Annotated in this window: 10 protein-coding genes; 1 reads left to right on the top strand and 9 read right to left on the bottom strand. The window is 35.4% G+C overall.

Annotated elements, in window-relative coordinates:
- Positions 1 to 182: 182 nt before the first annotated feature.
- The 9 genes from ACFOOI_RS21550 to ACFOOI_RS21510 all read right to left on the bottom strand — a co-directional run bounded on the left by ACFOOI_RS21550 (position 183) and on the right by ACFOOI_RS21510 (position 10,927).
- Positions 183 to 1,595 carry a TlpA family protein disulfide reductase gene (locus ACFOOI_RS21550; RefSeq protein WP_379840250.1) on the bottom strand — a complete coding sequence of 471 codons (1,413 nt, stop codon included), beginning with the start codon at positions 1,593 to 1,595 and terminating at the stop codon, positions 183 to 185.
- Between the two features lie 107 nt (positions 1,596 to 1,702).
- Positions 1,703 to 3,733, bottom strand: coding sequence for a fibrobacter succinogenes major paralogous domain-containing protein (locus tag ACFOOI_RS21545; RefSeq protein ID WP_379840249.1), 2,031 nt, complete (start codon positions 3,731 to 3,733; stop codon positions 1,703 to 1,705).
- Positions 3,734 to 3,762: 29 nt separating this feature from the next.
- Positions 3,763 to 4,689 (bottom strand): hypothetical protein, encoded by a 927-nt coding sequence (locus ACFOOI_RS21540; protein WP_379840248.1) that lies wholly within the window; start codon positions 4,687 to 4,689, stop codon positions 3,763 to 3,765.
- A gap of 105 nt (positions 4,690 to 4,794) precedes the next feature.
- Entirely contained in the window at positions 4,795 to 5,412 is a 618-nt protein-coding gene (locus ACFOOI_RS21535) for a hypothetical protein (protein ID WP_379840247.1), read from the bottom strand.
- 277 nt (positions 5,413 to 5,689) lie between these two features.
- Entirely contained in the window at positions 5,690 to 6,070 is a 381-nt protein-coding gene (locus tag ACFOOI_RS21530) for a hypothetical protein (RefSeq protein ID WP_379840246.1), read from the bottom strand.
- A 181-nt stretch (positions 6,071 to 6,251) separates the two neighbouring features.
- A complete protein-coding gene (locus ACFOOI_RS21525; RefSeq protein ID WP_379840245.1) occupies positions 6,252 to 7,124 on the bottom strand; it encodes a serine kinase in 873 nt (290 codons plus the stop codon).
- Positions 7,125 to 7,519: 395 nt separating this feature from the next.
- Positions 7,520 to 8,446, bottom strand: a complete 927-nt coding sequence (locus ACFOOI_RS21520; RefSeq protein ID WP_379840244.1) for a sensor histidine kinase — start codon at positions 8,444 to 8,446, stop codon at positions 7,520 to 7,522.
- A gap of 721 nt (positions 8,447 to 9,167) precedes the next feature.
- The gene (locus ACFOOI_RS21515) at positions 9,168 to 9,935 is read right to left on the bottom strand and encodes a mechanosensitive ion channel domain-containing protein (RefSeq protein ID WP_379840243.1); all 768 of its coding nucleotides are present in this window, start codon (positions 9,933 to 9,935) and stop codon (positions 9,168 to 9,170) included.
- A 485-nt stretch (positions 9,936 to 10,420) separates the two neighbouring features.
- A complete protein-coding gene (locus ACFOOI_RS21510) occupies positions 10,421 to 10,927 on the bottom strand; it encodes a LytTR family transcriptional regulator DNA-binding domain-containing protein (RefSeq protein WP_379840242.1) in 507 nt (168 codons plus the stop codon).
- A 422-nt stretch (positions 10,928 to 11,349) separates the two neighbouring features.
- Between ACFOOI_RS21510 and ACFOOI_RS21505 the strand changes: the two genes are divergently transcribed.
- On the top strand, positions 11,350 to 11,543 hold a 194-nt coding region (locus ACFOOI_RS21505), incomplete at its 3' end, for a hypothetical protein (RefSeq protein WP_379840240.1).

The following is an 11,543-nucleotide window of genomic DNA, read 5'->3' as shown; positions in this document are numbered from 1 at the left end:
TACTTTCGTTAGTTACAAATAGAGCAGTTTTAAGACTAGTTGTCTTTTGGAAAGAGGGATACCGTCACACACAATAGAGCTTAGTATTAAGGCAGATTTTTTTTAATAATAGAATTGAATACCAAATTTTGGGATGTTGACATGCTAGTGCAAACGTTAGTCCGCAATAAAAAATCTTATTTTCAGAGTTTTTCAATAGATGCAAATCCAGAAAACTTACCTACTATTTTTTTGTCTTTGTTTAAGACAACAAATGTAGGTGTACCATACACGTAATAATCTGCTACTGCTTTACTATTCCATTTTTTGAAATCGCAGTAGTGCGATAGATTGGTAAAGTTGGCAATGGCGGTTTCATAGGCGGTTTTATCTTCATCTAAACTAATGGCTATAACCTTTGTGTTGGGATTGTTTTTTGCCCATTCGTTAAGTTTTGGTACTTCTAGCATACAATGCGGGCACCAACTTGCCCAAAAAACTACTATTATTCTATCTTGTTTGAAATCAAGAAGCGTTTTTTCTTTTCCTTCCCTGTCAGTAAAAGTAATATTAGGTGCTTGGTTTCCTATTTTCAGTGCCTCATATCCTGCCAAACGTTTCTTGAGTTCATCATCATCTTCTGTACATTGGGCATTAGCAGCATATTTTTCATCTAAATACTGTAAAACCGTTTCTTTTCCTATTTCTTTAAATCCTATTTGCAGGTATTTAAGGGCAAACTCTTTTGTGGTTTCTTCTTTTCCATAAAGTAGCATGATGGTATCTACACATTTTTTAAAACCGCTATTCTGCTCTTCCTCTCCAAATTCCATGTTTGGATTCATGTAATATTGTAAATAATCTAAAATAGCATCGATATATATAGGGCTATTCAACAGCTGGACATTAGTAGTAGGTTTGTCTTCCCAAAAATTTTCATGTAATGCAAATTGTTGTATTCTTGGGTGATCGGTTAAATTGGTGAAATATACTTTGCTGTATTGTGCTTTAGCTTTTGCCCAATAATATGGGGTTTTGTTCACAAACAACTCGTGTTGTTTTTGGTATACTTTTTTGGCTTTTTCATACTCCGCTACAATGGTTTGATAAGTTTTACCTGTTTTATTGGGGTAATTAAACAAAAAATCTTCTTGAACACGGATGGCACCCAAGGCAGCTTTTTGAGATTGATCAAATTGATGCCAAGCAGCATTCTCCTTTGAAGCTGTGAAATGCGGAAATCTCTTATCAGGTTCTTTACTGACATCTATACTAAATGCTATATCCATGTCTTTACCGTTAATTATTACATCTATAAAATCACCATAACCCGTTTGGCTATATTTAAAGCGATAAATACCAGGTTCTACATCTGCAGGAGCTGTAATGAAAAATTTACCTGTTTCTTTGTCAATGGGAACAGCAACTATATCAAAAACGCCAATGCCAAATTTCTGAACCACCACTTTGGCAAATTGGGTATTGTTGTGCAATTGACCGCTGATGCGAATGCTGTCTTGAGCGTAAGCACTTACTGATGAAATTAGTAAATAAATAAAAAAACTTATCGCTCTTAATTTTGCAATTTTGAAGCTATGTCTTGAATTAATATTCATTGTAAGATTTTTTAATGGATGCATTGCTTTATTTTTTTAAAAAAAGGGTGGTAGCTTAACTCTACCCCCCTTTTTAAATTCGAATTTCAAAAGATATTCAATTATAATTAATAATCCTTCAAACAACGAACTGAGTACCCTCTACCTTGAGGTGCCTGACCAAAATATATACCGGTTTGGGTACTTGCAAGTGATCGTGCCCTAGCGGTGGTATTGGTGCTACCTTGACTAGAAGTCCAAAACCAAGTTGATGTATTTCTAACTTGAAATGCTCCTGCACTTTCATTACGGAAACCAGGTATCAGTGCAGTAAATCCAGAAGAGTTTGTACCACTGCTGGTTAAGGTAGATAATTTAGAGCCAACTGTTCCTGAAGTTCTCCACGTATTACCAGTGTTCTGCTGGGCTATACTCATTCCTAAACCATGCTCTAAATACCTGAATTCACAATCAGATGGTATGTGCCATCCTGCAGGGCAAACACCTTTAGATCTTTCAAGGGTACTTCCATTCATAGCAGCATTCCATTGGTACAATAAGCCTTCACCAGCAGCAGGTTCGGTGGTACCCCAGCCTGCAGAACCATTGACAATAGTAGTGTTGTAATACCCCCATCTAGTATAGTCAGTACCAGCACTGGTATTAGTCCACACATTACATCCTGTGTTGATAGCATCGGCACAAGGTGTGGTGGGTGATTGCTTCAGGTTTTCTCTAAACCAACATTGACCGTTTATAAACACTGTGTTGTAAGTATTGCTACCCACGGTAACCGTGGCAGGACAGTTACCCGCTGATGTAGTACTGATAATTTGTGGAGCACAAGAAGCATTGTCACTAAAATTCTCCGAACCATTTGAAAAACTGGTAAAAGCACTACCCAATTGAACATGGTTAATTGTTACTGCTTGTGTTTGTGTAGTGGTACCCACCCCCGTAATGGTAAAGTTATCACCTGATGTATTAAATGCACTTTGTAAGCCTGAAGCTATAACTTTAATATATTGAATGCCAGTATTGGTTGTTATAGGTATACCTGAAAAAGAATATCCATTTGCAGTACCGCTCGAAATAGTAATTTGTCCGGCAGTAGTTACATTCACTTCTAAAAATAGAATGTTTTCAGTATCCATTACTTTCCCAGCATAAAAATTAGGCTGGTGGTAATAATTTCCAGTAAATGTAAAGGCAGCCGGTGCTGTTGCATTACCGTTCATATCCTCCCAACTGGTTCCATTAAAAACACGCAAACCTTTGGGTGTGCAATTGGTACAATACACCACCAACCCCTCTGCCGCATTAGGAATTTGACCCATCTGAGCAGAAGTCATACGAGGTGGCAAAAATCCTTTAGTAGTAGAAGTTACATCTAAAATCGCCGAACCAATTGGAGAATTGGTATTTATACCAACATTTGCTGTTGATGATCTCATAGACAACATGGTTGTTCGAGATGAAGTACCTTGATTACGAATATCAAATCGAATCGCAACAGGTAAAGAGCCAATACCAACTGTTCCATCAACTACAGTTTCTATCCTTGATCCTGTTACTTGATTTCCAGCAGCATCATTTCCGTCAAAAGAAAGTACTCCTGTTCTATATCCATCAGTAAGAGGAATAGTGTTTGGCGATAGTGCACTATGAGGTCCATTATACCTGTTAAAAATAATACCTGCTGCTCCACTAGGAGTAGTATTGGTATTAACTAAATTGGTAAACTCTCCTATTCCAGCCCACGCTGCTGCATCTACACCACCATAGATTTCAAGTCGATTAGCAGTTGTATTGAAAATAAGCGTACCCGCTGTTGGAGCTATTGCATCTCTTTCTGTTGTTGTTAAACGGGGTATACCATCTGATTTTGTAATCAATCTTGACCATGTAGTACCATCATAGAAATAAAATCCTGCTGTTGCATCTGTTTGATATACAACTAAACCATTAGCAGGTGAAGCAATGGCAGTACGTTGTGCCTCGGTCATTCTTGGGGTTAAAAGGCCTTTGGTTGTACTTTCTATTTCTAAGGCTGCACTGTTGTCAATAGAAGTAGGATTATCTCCTAATTTTACTTGAGCTGTGGCATTGTAACCCAAGGTTATTAATGCAAGCATAAAGAATTGAATTATTTTTTTCATTATTGTAAAAATTTGTTTTTATATAATAATTATTCTGTTATTATCCACCATTTGGTGCCATCACTTTGTATGGTGAGGGTTCTGAGGTAGTTGAGGGTAGTGACGGTGCTTGTGGCAGACCAGCTCAGTGGAGCCGAGAAAGTAAGCACGTCGTTATCCTCATCTACTTTTCTAATAGTTAGTATCTTGCCAGTATTAGTGGCCGCAGATGGCAAAGTGAGGGTCATACCACCCGTAGGCACATCGCACAGAATGGTCTCGTGTGTAGCTGTGGCTGTAAAGGTAGCCGAGCTTACCAAAGTTATGGCTCCAACATTAGAGGCCGGTGCCCAAGCTGTACCGTTCCATTTTAATACTTGACCTGTAGTGGCTGCCATCTGATTAAGTTTGGCGGCTGTCACTGCTCCATCGGCCAGCTTAGCTGTGGTAACTCCAACATCTGCAAGGCTTACCACACCAGAGGCCACTACAATGGGGGCAGTACCTGTTACTGTGGCATTGGTACCTGCAGGACCCGCCGGGCCTACTAAAGATGCACCTGTAGCTGGCCATGCACCCGAGGCTTTGGGGCCAAAGAGCGTATTGGTGGCAGTATTAAGGTAGAAATCACCGTTTGAACCCGTAGCGGCTACAGGATTAGTGGCTCCACTCAATAGAGAGGAAGTGTTGCCACCTATCTTTAGCCATTTGGTGCCGTCGTTGTAATAGTACCCCGGCGTAACGTCGGATACGGTGGCGGTGTTGTAGGCAACCATACCTGCTACGTGAGCACTCAAAGGTGCTGCTTGAGCAGTTCCACTAAGTGCTAGCCTAGGTAGTAGCAAGCCTTTGTTGGTACTCTCAATCTCCAATACGGAGTTGGCATTGATGGTGGTGGGGTTATTTCCTATTTTTACTTGGGCAGATGCTCCTGCACAAGCGAAAAGGAAACTAACTAAAAATACGGTTTTTTTCATTAATTGTTTTACTTTTTGTTTTTTATGTAGTGTTTCGTCTCTCTATTAGATATGATATACTTGCATACCATTAATAAACATTGAGCGAACGTATCTAATCGGTATTTAGAGGATATAAATTGGCGGTTGGTGCTTTGGAGAGGTGGTGACGGAGGTATATCTGTTGATTTTAAATGCTATTTCTCGGGTGGATGGCCACGAATAATAATCAAGGCAGAAGTGCTTGATGTTTAAAAAGAGTGTGCCATGTGGTGTATAACTCACCAAAGCTGACCTGTAAGGTGTGATGGCCACTGGTGAGGATATGAACTTGGCATCAGATGTTTTGATTAACGAGGCCGTATCGCTCAAAACAAAGTACGCACCAGAGACATCAAAGCTGCCCTGCTGAAGCTCCAATGTACTTAAAACAGTAAGATGACCGATGAGCTTAACACCACCACTATTGGCTATTTTAAGATTTTGTACAGTACTGTATTTTGAGAATATCTTTGTGGGGGTATTGCTACTTATGGTGAGTTTACCCTTGCCGGCTATATTGGCATGGTCAAGATGTAAATCTGAAAAAACCACCAACTCGGCGTTTGTATGGATACCCAAAGCCCCATTAGAAACATACAAGCCCTGAGCTATGTCAGAGTCTGCTGACATAACAGAATAACCACCAAACGATGACAGTATGAATAATACGTAATTTAGAAAATGGTAAAAATATTTACTCAAATTGCAAATTATTAAATACATTAAATGATAAATTTAAACCCACAGAACAAACATTTTACTCACCATCAGGCTTAAAAGGTTATAAGTAGCTTAATAAAGGCTATATGTTTATGTTTGTTTTTTTAAAACGGGCACTTGAAATTCAGGTGTTTAAAAGCAATGAATAGTTAAAACTGTACCTAACAATTAGGGGGCGGCTTCAGAACTGCTCAAAGAGTCCCTGAATAGCAAAAGTGACTTTGAGCGGTGCTATTTTGGGCTAGCACAAAAGAGTTATTTAGTATACCACTTGTGTAGGATTGCATAATTTATGAAGGGTAGTGAGCAAATCGTGATATTCAAAAGGATGTCTGAGCATTTGCACAATATTGCTATTGGCGGTAATTTTTTTCATTCGGCCTTTATTTTCGGTAATAAACAGTATTTTAACATGGTGCTTGAGTAGCATAAGCAAAAATTTACTGAGGGTGTGTCTGTGAGCGTCTATTTGAATAATAACCACGTCAAAATGATTGTGCCGTAAAATTGTATCCAGATCCTCAACTTCTTTCTTCAAGGCATTGGTGATTAAATAATCCGAACGATAAAGCCAAATTTCAACCGTCATCCGTAGTATGTCGTCTTGTACTGCAAGAAGAGTTTTTTTTGTCTTGGTCACAGGGTTTACATTCATACATTAATACTATCAACTATTTTGCAAATTGAAGGTTTTTCTTCTCAAAGAGGTGACTACTCTTAAATAAAAGGTGTTAAAAGCAATTTATAGACAGGCCAAACTTCTATATTTTGCCACTCAATATATATTTTGGACAATACCGAGGTTGAGTTAGAAAAGCTACCTAAAGTGTACCAAAATCTTGTACATAATGTAATAAGCTTTGAAAGCTCTCGGGTCTTGTGAGGGTGCTTATCTCGGCTTCGGACAATATCAGGGAAGAGGTTTCAAAGTGGTTTTGGAGGCTTTTGTGAGAAAGTAATTGGTGAGGCAAGGGGAAATGCTTCAGTAGCTCCACTGGCCCTAACAATGGGGATGTTGCGGTGTATCCATCAGTGGGTGAGGTTAATATTTTAATTTTTTTTAAAGGGTAGGCTGGTTTTTCATAAAGAGCGTCATGTACGGCCATTATATATTTTTCTTTTCCCTCCCAAGCCGGGCTTAAATCTGAAGGACTGATGCCAAGGCCTAGTGCTGTGTTTTTCCAAATTTTGATTTCGGCAAAAGACGGCAAGACGGTGGGTGGATGCGTGGGAGCTATAGCTACGAGGTCGTCAGAAAGCACATGGAAGCCCCCTTTGGCAAAGGCCGCTATGGTGGTAGATTTGCCTGCCCCTGGCGTACCTAAAAACACCGTAGCTTGGCCTTTGTGTTGAATGGCACTTGCGTGCAGCATAAAAAATCCTCTTAGGTGGAGCAGTATGCCCAGTGCTTCACTCAAAATAAATATGCGGAGAAGTCCGGCAGGGATGTTTCCTAGTGTCTGGTAGTAAATGCGGCTATCGGTGATTTGGAAGGCTACCATATGGGGCCATACTAAAAAATAGTTTGTTTGGTTTGATCCAAACAGAGCCTGGCTCCCAGCCCGATAGATTTTTGTCTCTTCTAGGTTTGGCAGGGTGATTTTTCTTTGGCGTATTTGAATATCGTAATGGCCTGAAGCGACAGGCAAAGATAAATCAACATCAGCGAAAATATTAAGATTAAATGCTCTCATAGTTTCATTTTGAAGGCAAGAATATTAAAACTAGCCCTTTGCTATTTTTAGGTTAAGTCTATAGAAAAACATTTGATTTTTTATCATCTTCACGATTTTTTCTTAAAATGAAAAAAAAATGCACGGTTAAAAAAAAATATTGCATACATGTACGGGTTTATTAACCATTAATTTTTGTTTATAAGCACCCCAAGGCCTAATATCTTATTGACTGCTAATCATGTGGGCGGTTTAAATTCTCTACTGATTTTTGAGTTCAATAAAAATTCATTTTTGACAAACATTTTAACTTTGAGGCTTATTAAGTAGGTATAAAGTAAAATGGTAGCTTCGGTTTGAAGGTTTTTGATTTAAGAAATATTTCTATTTTTAGGCCAATAATCGCTTCCCAAGTTCTAGTATGGAGATAAGTTACTTGGCTTATGACCTACTAGGTTACCAAGGTGCCCTATTTTTTTTAGTGCCTTATCCACAATATCATCATCTTCTGTTTTTTTAGTTATGTTATGCGGTTCTTTAGGAACATATAATTTAAACGTTATTTTTTCAGAATCATTAGACATATTAAGTTCAATCTGAAGTAATTTACTATAGTTTTTTATTATATGCATTCCTATTCTCGAATTTGGCAAACTAGTGGTAGTAGTAGTTTTAAAAAAATCATTTATTTCTTTAATTTTAGCTTGCTTGAGATTGGCTGAAAAATTGGTGACAGCAATACAAACATTGGTGCCATTGTCTACCGCAGAAACTATTATAGAAGATCCACGCTTACTATTCTTTACGGCATTATCTAACACATTTCTAAACATGGTTAAAAAGAGGTAATCGTTTGTATATACCATAGTTTGAAAATTCACTTCATTGATTATGGAAATTTCGGCCAGTTTTGCTATACGCGAATAAATGAGTAGACCCTTATCTAATAGTGGGGCCAGTGGGAAAAACTCTAAAATTGTTTCTTTGTCATGTTCAATATTTACATACTTGTTTAAGTCGATATACAATTTTTCCAGCTCACCTGCATACTCATCTATCTCTTTGGAAATTAAATCAATTTTATCATACTGTTTATTTTTTATAAGATATGAAATCATGTCTGCTAGTCCTAAGTAGCTTGAAATGGGGGACCGCAGATCGTGTAAAATAATTTTTACTCTGTTCTTGAATTTTATTTGTTCAGCATTTATTCTCCTAATATTATTTAGAGCGATAAAATAAAGTAAAATAAAAATTAGGAATGCAAAGGCAATGGTGCTTGAGAAGGATTGTAAGTCAATGGGAAAGGTGGTTTTAATTATTAAAAAAATATTAAACAGCATTTTTTAAATATTAAATTTTAAAAAAATATCTTACAACGTTAGATTTAGGGAATATGATTTCATGCATATCTTTAAATTTTTTCTGTTAGAAAAAACGGATTTTACTAAAATACATATATTGATAATCTAATAAACAAACTAAGATCTTATTAGCAATTATACACTTAAATATAAGTGTTTTAGTAAGGTATGTACTTATTTAATGGTGATGAAAGAGTAAAAATTGGTGACAAAAAATCATTTTTTTGCTTCATACATTTTATTTGCTTGCAAGACCGCAACATATCAAAGCGATGAAATAAGTTTGAAATTGTAAGATTTAAATTTTATTTATGACTTTTTACTATTTGAATAGACACAGGTTACCTAAGGTATTTTTATGTTTGTTTTTAAATTTGGTTGTACTGCAGATTCTCTTCTACAGTTTGTAATCTAAATTCAGAATAGTTTACTTTCTCAAAATATAAATTAACAAACGAGTTTTTAATAGTTTCAATCTTAGTATTTTATAGCCATAATTCATTTAATCTTTCGTACTCTTGCTGACTACATCAGAGCAGCTGAAAATATTTTAATGCATGAATCATAGAGGTTACTTAAACGCATTACTAAAAGTGGCTGTGGGTCATAGTAAAATAAAAAGAGCAGAGAAAAATTCTCCACCCTTATTGACCAATTCATCATATTCCTGATACAAACATCTGAGAGCCGAATAAAAAAATTAGAGAACCTTAATGTTTTTAAGTTTAAAAATTTGTTTCAAATTGTATTCCATAAATTGCTGTACCTCCTGAAAATCTTCGGAGTTACACCAAACCCATGTATCTATTAAACTAAAGTCTGTGAGATATGTATGACCGTCGATCTTAATTTTGGGCCTCTCACGAATCTTCGGCATAATCTCTACCTCTGACCTAATTAGTTCTATAAGAGCCTGCATATTTCCTTGACTTTCTATAACGAATTGAGTATGAACAAAGATATTGGATCGACTTTTAGATATGTTAATTATAACATTTGACAAAACCTTTGAGTTTCTAACTGAAACAGATACATTTTGATCTTCGACTAAACGTGTAGATTTAAATTGTACCTGCTCAATAATAGCTGGGTACGCTTGATTTCCGATAAGTACAAAATCGCCGCGTTTATAAGGTCTAAAAATCAGGATTACTGCCCCACTCAGTAGGTCTCCTAAACTGGTAAAGTACAAACTACCCGTTATAAAATAAACCAAAAAATACGCTTCGTGTATTTTATTAATTTTTTCAAAATCGAAAATGTTAGCTATAAAATAAAGTACATACATGAAAGCTCCGGCTGACAATAGATATTTAAAAAAATGTGAGGTTTTGAAGAAAAAATGATCTTTATGTCCCGAAGTTTTTCTTAGTATGAAACGAATAAGGGTGAAAACAAAATAAGAAAGTGTGGCCGAAACTAAAAACACCCATAAAAAAGCCAAAACTGCAAATGGGCTAGGAAGCATAATGTTTTAATTTTTTTTTAAAAATGTTAATTATAACTGAGAGTTGATAATTGAACTATTCTATTGGGGGATAGCTAACGCAATTTGGTGTATAATTTCAAAAAGCGAGCAATCACCACTTGCCTACCTGCAATATTTACAAATGGAACATTATTATAGTTTTGATAATAATTTTTCACTCATTTAATTCTGTGTTCTTTATAATTAAAGAGCCGCAAATACTTTGGAATAGGCCAGGTGATACTGTAAAGTCTCAACTTAGGGAATTTGGACTTTGTCTTAAACACAAAATTGACCGTATATGTCAGAAAAATTATTGAAACGAGGCATTTCCCAATTCAAAAAGTGTAGCGTGATATTTGGCGGGAAATAAGTATCTCTTTAATTGGAACAAGAATCTTGAACACCAGACTTTAAATTTAAACAATATAGTAAAAAAGCATGTTTTGGGTTCACTTTAAGCATTAATTACTTTTAGAATTATGTTACATTTTAGATGAATTTGCAAATATTTTTTTTAGGTTTTGACTATTTACTCTTTGAATTGGAATTTTAAAGTTTTCTATTAGAATGTGAGTCCCATTAAAACTCGTGATTTGAGCTTGATTTATCATATATTTATCGTGGACTTTAATAAATTGTTTATTTAGTTTTTTTGAAAAACTAGGTAAAGAGCCCGAAGCATGATAAACTCCAAAGCGGGTATAAACCTTGCATGAGGTAATTCCTGCCTCTACAAATAGAATATCTGAATAAAACACTTTTTCTGTTTTTTGTACGTAATTTTTTATATAAACATGATCAAGGAGCTCGTTTTTGGTTTTATAGAATAATTTAATAGTCGTAAATAAGTTTCTATTGCTGCATGGCCTAAACAAAAATGCAACCTGCTTATTGTAAAATAAACTATCTGATTTATCAAACGCCGTATATTCCTCGAGGTTATAGGTAAAAAAAACTATCGGCATATCCACCAAAGATTTTTTTCCCATTACACGATTAATAATGTTGTGATTATTTATTGTACTATTAACTATAATTAAATCTATTTTATTTTTCCGAGCAAATTGTAGCCCTAATGGTAAATGGGGGGTGGCATATATAAATTTAAACCCAAAGGTTAGCAAATATCTATCAATTTTTTCTGCTTCATTTTCCGAATTATAAATTATTAAAAGTTTAATTTTTTTAATATCCATTTTAAATAAAATAAATTTTACTTAAAACAAAATCAAGAATAAGGCCGCCTGTCTAAAAAATCACATTAAAGTACATAAGTATTAATTACTAGTATTTTTTTTGCAAACACGTTAGTTTATTTTCTTTTCATCACCAATTAAGTGCTTTTGTGTACAAAAAAATAGAAGTAGCATAAAGAAAGTCTATATTTAGGGTTTTTATTTAACAAAAATACATGAATTTCGAAATTTTTCGGGTGTCTGACTTGAATTTAAATAATGTTACCCTAGAAGATGGACTTAAGGGATTAAAATTATTTTTTAAATCTTCTTTGTTTGTTTCTACCTTAATAACAGACACTAAATTAAACTTATCTGACAATAAGGATAAATTCATAGATAATCAAAACAAAGCATTATGCATTCCTTT

Origin of the sequence: Lacihabitans lacunae (assembly GCF_042649125.1) — a bacterium.
Classification (GTDB): domain Bacteria; phylum Bacteroidota; class Bacteroidia; order Cytophagales; family Spirosomataceae; genus Leadbetterella; species Leadbetterella lacunae.
Note: the sequence above shows the minus strand (reverse complement) of the source record. Positions and strands in the feature narration are given on the sequence as shown.

Bases quoted from the DNA above. Each gene is read 5' to 3' on its own strand.
- ACFOOI_RS21525 (WP_379840245.1), bottom strand. From the start codon at position 7,124: ATGAGAGCATTTAATCTTAATATTTTCGCTGATGTTGATTTATCTTTG.
- ACFOOI_RS21545 (WP_379840249.1), bottom strand. From the start codon at position 3,733: ATGAAAAAAATAATTCAATTCTTTATGCTTGCATTAATAACCTTGGGT.
- ACFOOI_RS21540 (WP_379840248.1), bottom strand. From the start codon at position 4,689: ATGAAAAAAACCGTATTTTTAGTTAGTTTCCTTTTCGCTTGTGCAGGA.
- ACFOOI_RS21515 (WP_379840243.1), bottom strand. From the start codon at position 9,935: ATGCTTCCTAGCCCATTTGCAGTTTTGGCTTTTTTATGGGTGTTTTTA.
- ACFOOI_RS21550 (WP_379840250.1), bottom strand. From the start codon at position 1,595: ATGAATATTAATTCAAGACATAGCTTCAAAATTGCAAAATTAAGAGCG.
- ACFOOI_RS21520 (WP_379840244.1), bottom strand. From the start codon at position 8,446: ATGCTGTTTAATATTTTTTTAATAATTAAAACCACCTTTCCCATTGAC.
- ACFOOI_RS21510 (WP_379840242.1), bottom strand. From the start codon at position 10,927: ATGGGAAAAAAATCTTTGGTGGATATGCCGATAGTTTTTTTTACCTAT.